Below are 15613 nucleotides of genomic sequence, written 5' to 3' on the forward strand. Positions count from 1 at the left end.
TGTGAACCAGAAGGCCTAAAATAGCTTCCCCGGAAGCCAGGGTAGCGACGAACTCCGCGAACGAGTAACGACGATATGCCATTGGTCCCGGGGAATCAGTAATCGGTTCCAGACTATGAACTTGCAGCAAGAGGTTTCGGGAGCAATCTCTTTCAATCGAAGAGAGTTTCTGCGCGCTACTACTGGCGCCTGTCTGTTATCGGCACTTTCGCGCTCTCCGTTAAGGGCGGCTCAGCTTCCAAAGGCCAGAAAGGCGGTAGTCGTCACCTTTGGCGGAGGTGCCCGTGATGATGAAACTTTCATGCCGGACGGGCAGGAAAATATACCCTATCTGCTTTCAGAATTGCTGCCGCAGGGGACATTCTTCAGCCAGGTAGTGAACCACGGTATCCTTGGCCACTATGTCGCAAATGCAAGCCTGGCGACAGGAGCCTATGAAACCGGCAATAATTTCGTGGCTGCCCCTCCGCAAAACCCCACCGTTTTTGAGTATTATCGCAAGGATTTGAATCGTCCTCTGAACGATGTCTGGGTAGTCGCTCCTAGCGTCGGCTTTGAACGAATTGGAGAAAGTAACCACCAGGGATATGGGCCGGGATTTGGAGCAAACGTCGTCCTCCCCAAGCGGTTGCTGGCGGCGGCACTGCCCGCGGGTGCGCGAGGTAACTACGAGTCGTTATTGCACGATAACTACGAATCGCCTCTATATACTCCAGAGACGGCAAACAGCGACGCTGAGCTTGCACGCATCGCAGATGTGTTGAAACTATCCGTCAGCGATTTTCTTGTAAAAGCACGCAATGTGCAGAGCCCGGATGAGCTTTCGGTTTTCGTCGTTCGCCGCCTGATGAACCAGTTTGCTCCCAGCCTGCTTTGGGTCACCCTTCATGACATTGATATTGCCCATGCCGGGGCCTTTTCACTGTACGTCGATGGAATCCGTCGAACGGACCGGTTGTGCGCGGAGATATGGAAGGCGATTCAAACCGAGCCGGAGTATGCGGGCAAGACCAATATGTATATTCTTCCCGATTTTGGACGCGATTCGGATATGGAAGCTGGCGGAAACGGATTTCAGCATCACCGCACCGGCGATCTTAGGTCCCGGACCACTTGGATGCTGGCGCTAGGTCCCGATGTGCGGCAGAATGTGGTGGTGGATCGTCCCTTACACTCCGTGGATCTTGTGCCAACACTGGGAAGTTACTTAGGCTTTTCCCCTCGCTATGCGCAGGGCAGGCCTATCGATGGTTTGTGATTGCCATGCTGCCGTCCCAGCTCAAACCCGAGTATTTCTCCAGCTATCCTCCTCTGGGACGTGAGGTAGCGGTGCGGGAGATCGATCTTCTCCGCCAACTACCGTTGAGCTATGTGCCTCTACTGCTGAGAGAAATCAGCGCCTATGACTGGCACTTTCCTCCTGAGCGCAATGAAGTTGACGCACAGTTCATCTATCTGCGTAGTCTTTCGCAAATTCAACTGCAGGATGCGATGAATCAGTTTGCTGCTTTACGGCTGTCTCCGGAGATGGAACGGATCGACTGGATTAATTCGCCGTTGGATTTTTCTGAGAAGCTTTCCGCAGAGTTATGGGCTTCAGGTCAGATATCCGCCTTTCGTGCCGCTGCTATCGAGCTGCTGAATCGGGTTCGCGTTGCAGTTCCGGCTCCGCCTCCAACGATTCCGCGACGTGTGCTGGTTGTCCTGGGCGAAGGAGTCAACAAGAATAATTACAGGCTGTTTCGCAAACTGCGATCGCAGGGGACTTACTTCAGCAGGGTAAATCCACAGGGTGGATTGCAGAGCTTGGTGGATTACGTGCAAGCCAGAGCGCAGGATCATCCGGCTCCCTTTGCGCATTGGTATGTGGATGGGGGAAGGGCTTTACGGTTTGTGGAGCCTGGCATTGAAGTTCTCGCCTATGGAGAGATGGACACCCTCCGCGCTCGTGTGGCGACTATTATGCGTGGCCAATTGATTCAGGGGCAGGGAAGTGAGGCTCGTCGAAGCGGGCTGGCCAGGCTTGGTCCTGCGGATTTCGGACTGGATGCTGCGGGAGCAAATGGCGTGATGAATCATTTCAAAATATCGGTGCTGGCAGATGGCTCAGGAACACAGTTCTTCAGCACGACGTTCGTGCAGTGGTCGGTGCGGGAGTTGCTGCGGCGAGCACAGCCTTCAACGGTACTTGCGCGATTCGCTCCGCGCATGACGGAATCTTCGATGAACGCGGTATTGGCGGGAGATACACAGCCCATAACGCTTGATCCACAGGGTGCCTTGATCGATGCCGATATGGCCTCCTATTACACATGGATCAATCTGATGAGACTTACGGGCGCACATGAAGCGGCGTTTCTAGTCTGGTTTGAAAACCACAATGAGGCTCTTGTGATCTCGCCTGCGTTCTCGCGCAACAGTCAGTCAGACCGCGAGGTGACGGTACCTGAGCTGCTCAAGAGACTGACTTAGGCCGTCGGAATTCCGACGGTGCGATTCCGCAAAAATGATTCCTCCAAAAAGGTTTGAGCAGCTTTCTGTTCGCCTCTGGTTCCATAACTTGAATCCCGCAATATCTGATTAGGTTTCCCCGCCAGCTAGAACGTAAACCACATATATCTCGATCTCAGATCGGTCATCACCGGAATGGAGACGGGTTGTTGAATCTGTCAGGGGCCGCAAATGGTGCCCGGGGGCTACATGGCTTTGGTGCATGTGCACCATTGATCATCGTTGGGGAAGACAGCGATAACAGTGCGGTGAATGATTGACTGATTCCACCGCTGCACTCAGAACCGCGAAGTGGCCGCCATTGATCTCTTTCTTTGAGACGATCTGCGTGCAGTGAAATCTATCAACACCGCACCGTTCTTAGACGATTGAAGTATCACCTTCAATGTTGCTTGACATAAGAAAAAGCACAGTGGTAGGTTTTTTGGGCTTCACGAATATTGCGTAATACGCAAAATACATTGCATATCGAAGAATCGCGAAGCAGATAAGAGAGCACATGGATCTGGGTAAATACAACGGCGGAGCGTATTGGTTGCTGGTAGCTGTTTTCCTGGTGGCAACTTCATTTGCTGCCGCACAGGGCGGTTCGGAGTCCACGGGCACGCGTCTCTTCAATGACCATTGCGCGACCTGTCATGGCAATCCGCAAGTGGAGCGTGCGCCAGCCCCTGTCAGTCTCAAGCAGATGGTGCCGGAGCATATTTACGAGGTCATCACGACTGGGGCTATGCAGTCCATGGCTGCCAGTCTTACGGACCAGCAGAAGCGTGATATCGCGGAGTACCTTGGAGGGCGCAAGCTGGACTCGAAGGATGTTGGTGCTGCGAAGAACATGCCCAACCTCTGCTCGTCTAATCCTCCAATTCACAGCATGGATGGACCCTCCTGGAATGGCTGGGGCGTTGACAATGCCAACAGCCGTTTCCAATCCGCAAAGGGCGCTGGCTTGTCGTCTGGTCAGGTGAGCCGCCTGAAACTGAAGTGGGCCTTTGGATTTCCCAATGCCACCGCCATGTACATGGAAAACGTCGTAGACGGGAATTTATTTGCCAGTTCCAACGCCGGATACCTTTATTCGCTCGATGCCAGGACAGGCTGCGTGCACTGGTCCTTCAAGCCGCAATCCGCAGTTCGTAGCGGTGTTGTCATTGCTCCTCTCAAGGCAGCGCCGAGCAAGTACGCAGCTTTCTTCGGTGACATACATGGCAAGATCTACGCCATCGATGCCTCTACCGGATCAGAGATTTGGAAAGTGTCAGTCGATCCAGATCCGCTGGTACGCATAACGATGCCGCTGAAATTCTATGAAGGTCGCTTGTATGTGCCGGTGGCTTCACTGGAAGAGCCTGAATCCGGCAGTGCAAATCACGTCTGCTGCACGTTCCGAGGCATGGTCGTCGCGCTGAACGCTGAGAACGGTCACCATATCTGGAAGAGCTACACCATCGATCAGCCTGCCAAATTTCTTCGCAAAAATTCTCTTGGGCTGGATGTCAAAGGACCTTCGGGGGCTGGCGTCTGGAGTTCGCCGGTCGTCGATCCCAAAACGCGCTCGGTGTTTGTAGGAACTGGGAACCAGTTCACCGAACCGGCGGTGAAAACTACGGATGCGGTAATAGCCTTCAACATGGATACCGGCAAGCTATTGTGGTCTTTCCAAGGCATGCATGGTGATATCTGGCACGAGGGTTGCACTCAGGTTATTCCGAAAGAGGGACCTATCTCCGGCACCATGACGCCGACGGTAGCCCCTGCATCGCTGCAGGCTTCGGGCGCTTCCGTCCCGCTGTCGACCCATCGGGGACCGACAAGACCTCAAGGTGTTGCAAGCAATTATCCGAATGAGAACTGTCCTACTCCTCTTGGTCCTGACTGGGACTTCGCGGCGGCGCCAACGTTAGCTACGCTGCCGGATGGACATGATGTCCTGATCGCTGCCGAGAAGCAGGGAATGATCTACGCGCTAGATCCCGGGACGGGCAAGCTGCTCTGGAAGAATCCTGTCGCTCGCTGGGTCAAAGGTGGTCTGGGAGATACGGTCTTCGGCGGAGCTGTGGAAGGGCAATACCTGTACTGGGGCCTTCAAAGCGGTGGAGTGATAGCCGTGGATCTGGCTACGGGCACGGAAAAGTGGTGGACGCCCTGGAATGCGACTCCTGAGATGTATCGCCATCCTGGCGTCTCTGCTGCCGTGAGCCTTATGCCGGGTGTCATCTTTGCGGCTGGTATGGATGGACGCATTAAGGCCATGCAGACATTCGATGGCCGCACGTTGTGGGAGTTTGACACGAACAAATCGTTCGAAACGGTAAATGGGTTTCCCGCTCATGGGGGAACCATTGGCGCTGGAGGCGCCATTGCTGTGGATGGAATGGTGTACGTCGGTTCCGGTTATCTCGGCTTCCAGGGGGGAATGCCAGGGAACGTCTTATTAGCTTTTGAACCGTAGGGGCTGGCGTACTTAGCCCAGCCAATCATGCAAGGTGGAAAGATTTCTTTGAGAGGCCGCACAATGCCTAAATTACTTGTACTCATACGTAACCAGGTCATAGTTGTTTCCGCTATCTTCTCGTTGTTATTTCCGTGCTCTTCCGCTCTGGCACAGGTCGATACTGGAATTGTTCTCGGATCGGTGCTCGACTCGACAGGAGCTGTGATCCCGGAAGCCGGCATAACGCTCACGAACCAGGCTCAGGGAACCACCCTCACAACCAAGACGAACGGTGAAGGAAACTACCAGTTTCCGGTGGTTCGAGCAGGTATGTATAGCGTTGGCGTAGAGGCTCCTGGATTTAAGCAAGCTAAGCGAGAAAACGTCTCCGTAAGCATCCAGCAAAGAGCTGTCGTTGACTTTCGCTTGCAACCAGGAGAGCTGACGCAGAGCGTGGATGTTGCATCGGATGCTGCGCAGCTACAGACACAGGATGCATCCCTTGGTGGTGTGGTGCATGCCCAGACTATCAATGACCTTCCTCTGAATGGAAGGAACTATACCTTCCTTGCTCAGCTGGAGCCCGGAGTGGTTCAGGGGCAGCAGGACTCCCGTGGCATGGCATCTTCCGGCAGCTTCTCTGCGAACGGACAGAACAGCTTTTCCAACAACTATCTTCTGGACGGCGTGGACAACAACTCCAATCTCGTCGACTTCATTAACGGAGCTGGATATGTCTACCGTCCGTCGGTAGATGCGCTGCAGGAATTCAAAGTACAGACCAGCAGCTACAGCGCTGAATTCGGACGCGCAGGCGGCGCAATTCTGAATGCGTCAATCAAATCTGGAAGCGATAAGTTCCACGGAAATTTCTTTGAGTTTTTCCGGAATGCAGCGCTGAATGCGAACAACTTTTTCGCTAATTACCAGGGACTGCCGAAAGGCAAGCTCATTAGGAACCAGTTTGGCGCGACACTTGGTGGACCGGTGCCACCGCTCAATCATGGGCAGCGCAAGACATTCTTCTTCATGGACTATGAAGGCTTCAGACAGCGCCAGGCTACAACCTCGGTATTGACGGCCCCAACTGCGCTTATGCAATCCAGCAAGTTCACCGACATGTCGGACCTGATCAAGTTTCAAGGCGGTACCAGGAAAGACGCTCTCGGCCGCACCTTTGCGCTGGGAACCATCATGGATCCAGCCACAACGAGGCTGCTGCGGGGTGGTTCTGTTGATCCGGTGACTGGCATGGCGGTCCCAGGAAGCCCGGGCAGCACCTTCTGGGTAAGAGATCCTATCGATCCTACCTGCAATGCTTTGGCATCGGGACCAAATCCCGGGTGCCGTAATCAGATTCCGGCAAGCCGCATGGATGCCAATGCACTTCATCTGCTACAGCAATTTCCAGCAGCTACCCGCAGCGGTGTGCTCTCAGGAAATTATGCGGTTAATCCTGTCACGCAGGACGGCTATAACCAGGGAGATCTTCGAATCGATCAGTATCTGAGTGAGAAGGATTCGTTCTTTGGTCGCTTCAGCATGGGCGGAAGCAATACTCTGGTACCAGCCCCTTACGGCGGAGTGATTGATGGCTCACAGTTCGGTGGAGGCAATCAGTCGGTAAAGCTACATAGTGAGGCCGGAAGCTGGACTCATATCTTCGGACCGAAAGTGGTGCTTGAATCGCGGTTCGGCTATTCGGGTGTTAACCACATGCGCCTGCCCTTCAATGCAGGCAACTTTGATATAGCACCGTCCTTCGGGCTCAGTACGCCAAATTCTCCAAACATGGGCGGCCTGCCAACCTTCACCGTGGATGGTCTGGGGCAGTTCGGTGTTCCGCAATATCTTCCGAGTATCGAGACTCAAAACACGTTGCAGCTAAGTTCGACTGCCACTGTTCTTGCCGGCAATCACAGCATCAAGTTCGGAATACAGTACTCGCGGCCGCAAGTGACGTTTTTTCAGCCCGCATCGCCACGCGGAGCCTATACCTACTCGAGCACCTTCACTGACGTCGCCAATACGAGCGGAGGCGGCACGGGCATGGCTCAGATGTTGCTAGTACCGACAAGCAGTACGGTAATGGGAATGCAGCCATGCGCCAACACGGCCGTTGCGCCTTGCGCCGCTAACTTTGTTGGCGGTCCCAATGGCATTTCGGCGACCAGAATTCCTAATCCAACGCCTACTGCTACATGGAGCGTGTGGGGCGGGTTTGTCGAGGATACATGGAGGCTTGCTCCGAAACTTACGGCAGTCCTGGGGCTCCGGTATGATCTCCAGCGCAATGCTCCTGCCCCGCAGGGACGTGGTGCAAATCTAGTGATTGACCCGGAACCGAATAATCCCGGGCAGGCTGCCAGTGCGACCTATTACATAGGAAAAGATGCGTGCAAGACTCCTCTGTCTCCCACTTTCCTTTCTCAGGCGGCCACGGACAACGTTCAGATCCAGTGCGCTTCCAGTAATAAGTTGGTAACAAGCCCTCATACGATGTTCGCTCCCAGGGTTGGTCTTGCCTATAACTTCCTTCAGAGTTGGGTAGCGCGTGCCGGCTTCGGGATGTTCTATCTCACAAGCGGAACTTCGGGTCGCAACGGAGGAAATGATCTTGTAGCTACGCAAAATGTGTATCCATTCGCTTACAGCGTGAACATCAATAACTTTACCCCTGGGCAACCAGTGATCTACGGTGATGGAAGCACAGGTACCTTTGAATCGGGCATCGCATCGATCAATGTCAACGACCCCTCATCGTTCAATGCCACCAATCTCAGCCTTGGAGGCATCCCCAGTCCCTGGAAAATTCCCTATACGATGCAGTACAACTTCACCATCCAGCACCAACTCAGTGCTTCGCAGACGGTTTCAATTGGTTACGTAGGAAGCCAGAGCCGTAATCAGGATCTTGGATTTTCCAGCTATAACTACAATGAAGCCAAAGTGATAGCACCTCCTGGAATGAGTACTGTCAATTTTCGTGAGTTCAAGAGCTTCAATGGAATGAATCAGGTTATGAATCGAGCGGAAAGTAACTACAACTCCTTGCAGGTAAGCTACGATAAGCAATTTGCTGACGGTCTTGGTGTCAAGGCTAGCTACACCTTCTCGAAATGTCGGACACAGGGACGCCAGGGACTGGTGAACAATATTGGTGGCTATCGCTCGATCTGGCTGCTCGGACCTGACTGGGCATTGTGCGATACCGACGCTCCACACACCTTTGTTGCAAACGCGATTTATGATCTTCCGATTGGTCAAGGAAAGACGTTCGGAAGAGGTGTCAATGGTTTTACCAATCAGCTGATTGGGAACTGGCAAGTAACAGCAATCGGCACGTACCTGAGTGGGCCGCCATTCTCGATCGGTTGCAACACGACGACGACCACTGGTCTGGGATGCAATGCGGTTCTGACGGGCCAACCACTCTATCCTTCAAACCAGAACTTCAACCACTGGCTTAATCCGGCAGCGTTTGCCAATCCGCCTGTGGCGACCACTCTGGGACAGAGCGATCTCTCCCCGCTTGGCGGTTCACCGACTCAGGTTCGCGGGCCTGACTTCCGTAAGCTGGACTTCTCCCTGCTAAAGCAATTTCCTCTCTCCGGAGACGGAACCATCAGAGAGAGCCAGAGAATCGAGTTTCGTGCAGAGTTTTTCAATCTGACGAACACGCCGCACTTCAGCGCCCCGGGATTCTCAGGTGGAGGAGCGGGTCTGCCGGCGCCTCCGGGAGTTCTGGATTTCAGCAATACCCAGAACTTTGGCAAGATTACCTCTTTGAGGTTAGGAGCTGAAGATCCCCGTCAGATTCAGCTTGCACTGAAGTATTACTGGTAAACACCCCTGGCTTTCGAGTCGTTTTTCAATCGAGTTGTAGGCCTGAAAATTATTGGAACTGCGAGCCTCCGAAGAGGAGGCTTCGCAGTCTGGGACTTTATGACTATGACGATGAAAGAAGTCATGCAATGAATATCCTGATCTTGAGATGAATCGCTCGATCCTTTTATTGGAGAAATCATGCGCATTTATAAAATGTTGATCCCTACCTTTTTCGGACTGATCATCTCCTCTTCCTGCCTGGCGCAGAACTATCCCAGCGTTGAGATCGGTAATGGTCAAATTCGTGCAAAAGTGTATCTGCCCGACGCGGAGAAGGGTTTCTATCGGAGTACTCGTTTCGATTGGTCAGGAGCGATTGGAAGCCTTGAGTATAAAGGTCACAATTATTATGGTCCCTGGTTCGTGAGCACGGATCCCGAGGTGTGGGATTTCACTACGGAGACTCCGGAGGTCATCTCGGCTCCATTCACCGCCATGGTGGGCCCAGCCGAGGAATTCAATACGGATGGAACCGCGCTTGGCTGGAGCGAGGCGAAGCCCGGTGGCACTTTTGTGAAGATCGGTGTCGGTGTGTTGCGCAAGCCAGCCAATGATGATCGCTACGATCATTCAAAGCCCTATGACATCGTGGATGGCGGTAAATGGTCGGTAAAGAATAACCGCGACTCCATTGAATTTACCCATGTCCTCAACGATCCCGCAGACGGCTATGGATACGTATATCGAAAAATAATCCGGTTGATTCCGGGAAAGCCGGAGATGGTAATCGAACATAGTCTTCAGAACACGGGGAACAAAGAGATCATCAGCACAGTGTACAACCACAACTTTGTGGTACTCGACAAACAGGCGCCGGGCCCGGACTTCACAATAACCTTTCCCTTCCAGTTGAAGCCGGTCCGCCCATTGAATCCGGCTTTTGGAGAAGTTCGCGGGAACCAGATTACCTGGGTAAAAACGCTTGAAAAGACGGACCGAATGGCCGGGCGTTTTGGGGGATTTAATGACAAGGCCTCCGACTATGACATCCGTGTAGAAAACAGGAAGGTTCGGGCCGGATTCCACGTTAGAGGAGACCATCCACTCACAAATCTGGCGCTATGGTCGATTCGCACTGTCCTGGCAATTGAGCCGTACAACTCCATGAGCATCGCACCGGGTAAAGAGTTTGACTGGAAGCTTAACTACGACTACTACACGCTCCCGGCATCGAAGTAAGCCGTCGGTCCTGGAAAAGACTAGTGGCCTCATACGAAGCGTATGCTGGTGCACACTGATTGGTATGCGACGCGCGGCTGTTATTAATTCGCAGATAGGAGCCTGTCTTATTGCAGCGGTGGCGTTGTTCCCGTTGACGGGCTGCACCAAGCGTTCGAAACAGATTGCGGTTCTTACACCAACAACTGGAGTTGTTATATGGGATGGTGTGCACACTGGCGCAGTTCTGCGAGGCCGGGAGTGCGGCGTTAGTGTGCGCTATAACGGCCCTACCCGTGACGATGATCTACGGACACAGTTGTCCCTGTTTGAACGAGCTTCTAAAAATCATTACGGTGCTATCGCTGTCGCACCCATCCAGATGGAAGCGTTTCGAGATCCTGTAGAGCGGGTCTCAGCTCAGGGAACGCCGGTGATAGTCATTGGTGGTGACCTGGGCATTCGAAATCCGAACGTTACCTATGTGATGACGGATAACCGCCTCGCCGGCAGGATCGCCGCGCGGAAGGTCGCCGAAGTCCTGCATAACAAGGGACAGATCGCGATTATGGGCCTGGATTTTCGCCAGTCCAGCAATCTTGAGCGTGAGTTCTGGCTCGAGCAGGAGCTCGCAAATATCTCCGGCAGACTCAAGGTTGTTCAGAGGCGCAATGGGACCGCGAATCTCTATCAGGAGCAACAGATAGCGGAAAATCTGTTAGACGAAGAACCTCGCATTGATGCTTTAGTAGCTCTCACCGCGGCATCGACCAGAGGTGCTTTGTATGCAATGAAGGCAAGACGAATCAAGTCCGGTGTCCATATTATTGGCTTCGACCAGGATCTGCTTCTTCCGATTGTTGATCGTGAAATCGATGGAGTCGTGGGTATTCGGGCGAATGACATGGGGCGCCTGGTGGGGCAATTGGCTTGCGACCGTCTTGAAGGCAAAGGGTGGAATGGTTCGTATACACTTCCTCCGATACTGCTTACCGCCGATACATTGGGAATCGCGGATATCGAGCAACAGCTCCATGGAGGCGGATGGTGGCTGGGAGAACGCTGACTCGAAGACGCCAGGTATTGGTAATGATCGGTGCACTTGCCGTGCTTCTTCTATTGTCTACATCACCGGTGCGAACGATATTCTTTGGCCCTCATCTGGAAGGCTTCGAGCATGGAAGCCCATGGACTTCCACTACATCATGGAAGGCATATGGCGGCGCCTGGGAACTTGCTCATGGCGTCATGCGGGATAACTCGTATGAGCGTGGAGCCAAGCTCATTACCGGGTCGTCGTGGGCAGGCGACTATAAGATCGAAGCCGATCTGGCAATGATCGGGAATTATGGAGGAGCCGGCCTTATCTTTCGGGTACAGGATCCGGATGAAGGAGTGGATTCCTATTCCGGCTTTAGTGTCGGGATACGGACCCTCGACAATGCTATGACTGTAGGCAGGGCTGACTACGGTTGGGATGAATATCAAAGGGTTGCCATACCGGGAGGAGCTGAGCTTAATCATTTCTATCACTTGACCGCGATAGCTGTCGGTTGTGATATCGCAGCTCGTCTCGATCTTCCCGACGGACCTCCTCTCCGGGTAGGAGTATCTCTCCAATCCTGTAACCGGCGCGGCCAGTATGGTCTGAAGTCATATCAGACGCCGGCGGCCTGGCGCAATTTGCGTGTAACTCCAGCCAGTATGTCTGATCTTCGGCAGCTGATGTCCGGTAAACCTCTGGCCAGCGCAGCGGCCGGTAATCTTCACTACTATGATCCGCAAGTGGACGAACGGACACCGATTGAGAGAGAGGCGATGAGCAGAGAAGTGGACGTGAGAACCACGCCTATAGCACAGCTTCAGCTTTCATCTTCGCCCACAAGCCTGCAACATGCGGCAGTTCACGGCGTTGTCCGTCTCATCAAACCGCTTACCTATGTTGAAGACCCGACCGGAAGCATCGTCGTAGCTTCGCATGACCAGCCGGCACTCGCTATCGGCGATGAAGTGGTGATTGCTGGAGAGGTTGGGCGGGAGGATGATGAACTGCAGATCCGTAACGGCACTGTCCAGATTCTTTGGTCGCAAGAGCCTGCATCGCCTCAGCTGGTTTCGCCGGATCAAATCGCGACAGGGTCATGGAATGGCCGCCTGGTCCAGGTCAATGGGGAGTTGCTGGGAGAAGACAAAGGTCCAGGCGGATCGAAACTCCTGGAGCTTACCGGCGGCGGCGAGACCTTTCGCGCCATCGCAAGTCCATCTCCTTTCGGCCAGCCGATCAGCCTTCGCCCCGGTAGCGAGCTCCAATTGACTGGGGTCGTTCGTTCCGACCGTACCTATGCAGGTAACAGAGCATTCGCCATCCTCCTGTCTCCGATGCAGGGTGCATTGCAGGTGAGCCGAGAGGCCCCATGGTGGACATTGAGTAGAATCGCCGCCGCGGTCTTCATACTACTCACGCTCATAACGATGATGGCTTTTTTGTACCATCGTTTCCGTCAGCAATATCTTATCCGCCTGATGGCGGAACGCGAGCTGCTGGCACACGATTTGCATGATACTGTCTCCCAAAGTCTTGCAGGCATCGGCTTCCAGTTGGATTCCGCGGCATCTATCATGCATGAAGCTCCCGCTCGGGTAAAAGTAGAACGAGCCAGAGTAATGGTTCGCCAAAGTCATGAGGAGCTCCGGAGAAGTGTCACGACACTTCGGAATCAGATCGCGGCTGTTACAGATCTTGCCTGCGCGCTCAACAAGACGGCACACAAGCTGACAGCGGGCAGTTCGATCTCTGTCGAATGCAATGTAAATGGTGTCAGCCGCCATCTGCCGGTATCTGTTGCTGATTGTTTCTTCCGGATTGGACAGGAAGCGCTCACGAATGCGGTGCATCATGCAAAAGCCTCAAGGGTTGAGATAGTGCTTCAACATGAGGGCAAGATGCTGAGTTTGCATATTAAGGACAACGGAAACGGATTTACTCCGAGCGAGCATGAAAGTGGCCACGGTCTGTTCGGTATGAAGAAGCGCGCCGAAATGATCGGAGCGGATTTTGCGATCCTGCGGAATGAACCCGGTATAACGATCGTGCTGGAAAAGCAGATCTCCTATTCATTTCAATTTTTTGATAGCGTACGTGATTTATTTGGAAGCCAACTGTAGGTGAACCATGAATATCGCAACTGAGGTGAAGGTTCTTGTCGTGGACGACCACCCCATCGTTAGAGATGGTCTTCGCAGCTCCCTGCTCGTTGCTCCCGGAATCCTGCTGATTGACGTTTGCGCATCAGGAGAAGAGGCACTAGAGAAGATCAGAACCGAGATCGTCGATGTACTCCTCACTGACCTCCGCATGAGTCCAATGAGCGGTCTGATGCTTCTGAAGTGCGCCAAATCCATTCGCTCGACGCTCCAGGTGCTTATGTTTTCCAGCTACGAAAGGGAAGAAGAGATCTATCAGGCTTACGCCGATGGGGCAGCTGGATATCTCAGTAAGAATCTCTCCTCCGAGGAATTAGTTAAAGCGATTTTCGACGTTGCTAAAGGCCAAAGGCTCTTCTCGCGGCAGGATCTCGCCCTTATCGAAGAGCGAAGCCAGCGGAAGGCCCTCACCCCACGTGAATTGGAGATATTGGAGATGTTGGCCAAGGGACTGACCAATAAAGAGATAGGAAGAGCGCTTGAGATCAGCCACCTGACTGCCCGCAATATGCTGAAACGAGCCTGTGAAAAACTCGACGCATCCGATCGCACGGAAGCAACACGTATTGCTATCGAAAAAGGAATTATCGTTCTCGAATAGCCTTCGTCGGCTTCAGAAGGCTACTCGCCCGCAAAGAAGCGATATGTCAAGACATAGCTGCGACTCTTCCCTGGCGCTATGGTCAGATGTACATATGCCTCCGGACATATTGTCGTTGCAGGCGACCAGAAGTGCAGCTTCGACATTGGCACATCCGCAGACATTTCAACGCCTGTATTGGTCACCTTATTCTCCACCGTAATATCGAAGTCTGAAACCTTATTGGAGTAGCCCGTCATGTAGAGAACTACGGATTCGCGAGGCTGCGTGGTTAGCGCCTCGCGATACACAAGATCTTTCCCAACGATAGCGGCCTTCGGATTCAACGAATCTACCGGCTTCGGCTCAAACGGAAAACGGACTACCATATCCGGATCAGTACGATGTTCATCAATCACATAAAAATTATGGGCAAACACTTCGGTATCAAGTGAAGCTGTTCCGAGGTTTTTGAGCGTGTGTCGAAGATACATCACCGGCTTATGCGCATCTAGCTCCAGTGTCTTCGTATACAGGTAGGCAATACCGTTTGGTCCATGCAGCTCCTGGGTAAAAACGATTTGACGACGCTTGATCTTTACGGTCCGTTTGCCGCCATCGATAAGCGGATAATGCGTTGAGAACTTGTAGGAATCATCAGTAAGCTTACGAAGCACGCCTACGCCAATCTTTACAAACGGATCGCCCGGCCTGGCTTCGTCGTAGCCGATGGCAGATTCATTCGCTCCTGTGCGCCAGTCTTCAACCGGACCCGTAATGGCGTCGTGGATTAGCGGGTCATATTTCGTGAACCATTCGCCAAAATAATGATGACCTTTATAGGTCAGGCAGGGTACTTGACCGGCCCAGTCGAATCGAGATGCTCTGTAATAGCCACTCTCTGCATCTGGCAGATACACAACTGCATCCACGAGGCCATTTGTCAGAAACGTCTTTGGATGGTCCGGGTGTGGAATCTTCGAACAAAGAGAGGTCGAAGGCGTGTCGATCGTGGCTTCAGCCCAGGCAGACGAAGTGAATAACCCTGCGATGAATGCCAGGACAATTCTGCTGCACAGTGAGCGAGGGCGCAGTAAACAGGCTTTTTCCCAGCATAGCTGCATGATATTGTGGCTCGCCACTCCTATAGAGGAGTATCCGCATTGGCTCAGGGTTATAATTCCTTGCGATATCATAAATCGCGCAACAAATGACAGATAAGTTCGGTGAAGTGTATAAGTCGAGGTGATAGCTCGTCTTGCGTTGCATGCGAATGATCCGATACCGAAGTTCGCATACGTGTGTGGAGGATGGGAAACAAGTGGCAATGTTATCGCGAGACCGAAATGTAACTGTGGTGCATGTGCACTATTGATGTTGTTGGTTAAACGCAGCGATAAGGTTATGTCGTTTTTTCTCGCGATCGTCCGCATGCCTCTTGTGCAGCGATGCTGATTCGTTGAGGTTGTCGGAAAGCGGTCGGGAGCCAGGGTGGGATGGCGAACTACAAATTAGCGAGGGGGCAGTTACAGCAACTGACTCATGGGGGGCCATTAAGTCAGTTGCCAAGCCGGTACTCTCTTCCGATGCTCATTCTGCTCTTCGTGGGTTCTCTAGGGGGGATGAGTCAAGAAAAGGGAGCTATGGATCTGCAATCGCGTTCAGGTCGTGCTTCTCAGAATTCTGGCAGAGAGCTTTTTATCGCCAGGTGTGCCAGTTGTCATGGAACAAATGGCAATGGAGGAGAGTTTGCCCCCGGGATCACCAATCGAATCCCGCTGAGGACGGACGAGGAATTGGTCAGACTGCTCCATGCTGGAGTGCCATCTTCAGGCATG

At 53.1% G+C, this 15613-nt stretch carries 9 protein-coding genes and 1 pseudogene; 9 read left to right on the forward strand and 1 reads right to left on the reverse strand.

The window, feature by feature from the left end:
• Positions 1-115: 115 nt before the first annotated feature.
• The 8 genes from GWR55_RS16310 (at position 116) to GWR55_RS16345 (ending at position 13796) form a co-directional block, all read left to right on the forward strand.
• Positions 116-1258: a hypothetical protein gene (locus GWR55_RS16310; RefSeq protein WP_202925522.1), complete on the forward strand. Its 1143-nt coding sequence runs from the start codon at positions 116-118 to the stop codon at positions 1256-1258.
• The gene (locus tag GWR55_RS16315; protein ID WP_162403210.1) at positions 1255-2472 is read left to right on the forward strand and encodes a hypothetical protein; all 1218 of its coding nucleotides are present in this window, start codon (positions 1255-1257) and stop codon (positions 2470-2472) included. The genes GWR55_RS16310 and GWR55_RS16315 overlap by 4 nt, the downstream gene beginning before the upstream one ends.
• A gap of 538 nt (positions 2473-3010) precedes the next feature.
• Positions 3011-4963: a PQQ-binding-like beta-propeller repeat protein gene (locus GWR55_RS16320; RefSeq protein WP_162403211.1), complete on the forward strand. Its 1953-nt coding sequence runs from the start codon at positions 3011-3013 to the stop codon at positions 4961-4963.
• Between the two features lie 63 nt (positions 4964-5026).
• A complete protein-coding gene (locus tag GWR55_RS16325) occupies positions 5027-8791 on the forward strand; it encodes a carboxypeptidase-like regulatory domain-containing protein (protein ID WP_162403212.1) in 3765 nt (1254 codons plus the stop codon).
• A 180-nt stretch (positions 8792-8971) separates the two neighbouring features.
• Positions 8972-10012 carry a hypothetical protein gene (locus tag GWR55_RS16330; RefSeq protein ID WP_162403213.1) on the forward strand — a complete coding sequence of 347 codons (1041 nt, stop codon included), beginning with the start codon at positions 8972-8974 and terminating at the stop codon, positions 10010-10012.
• Between the two features lie 64 nt (positions 10013-10076).
• A complete protein-coding gene (locus GWR55_RS16335; RefSeq protein WP_162403214.1) occupies positions 10077-11057 on the forward strand; it encodes a substrate-binding domain-containing protein in 981 nt (326 codons plus the stop codon).
• Positions 11058-11080: 23 nt separating this feature from the next.
• Complete coding sequence (locus GWR55_RS16340) at positions 11081-13156, forward strand: histidine kinase (RefSeq protein ID WP_162403215.1); 2076 nt, start codon at positions 11081-11083, stop codon at positions 13154-13156.
• A gap of 7 nt (positions 13157-13163) precedes the next feature.
• Entirely contained in the window at positions 13164-13796 is a 633-nt protein-coding gene (locus GWR55_RS16345) for a response regulator transcription factor (RefSeq protein ID WP_162403216.1), read from the forward strand.
• A gap of 20 nt (positions 13797-13816) precedes the next feature.
• Here GWR55_RS16345 and GWR55_RS16350 read toward each other — a convergent pair whose 3' ends face one another.
• Positions 13817-14917, reverse strand: a complete 1101-nt coding sequence (locus GWR55_RS16350; protein ID WP_162403217.1) for a hypothetical protein — start codon at positions 14915-14917, stop codon at positions 13817-13819.
• Between the two features lie 501 nt (positions 14918-15418).
• Here GWR55_RS16350 and GWR55_RS19620 point away from each other — a divergent pair.
• Positions 15419-15607, forward strand: a pseudogene (locus tag GWR55_RS19620) (cytochrome c); the annotation flags it as partial.
• Between the last annotated feature and the right edge of the window lie 6 nt (positions 15608-15613).

Source organism: Edaphobacter sp. 12200R-103 (assembly GCF_010093025.1).
Classification (GTDB): Bacteria; Acidobacteriota; Terriglobia; order Terriglobales; family Acidobacteriaceae; genus Edaphobacter.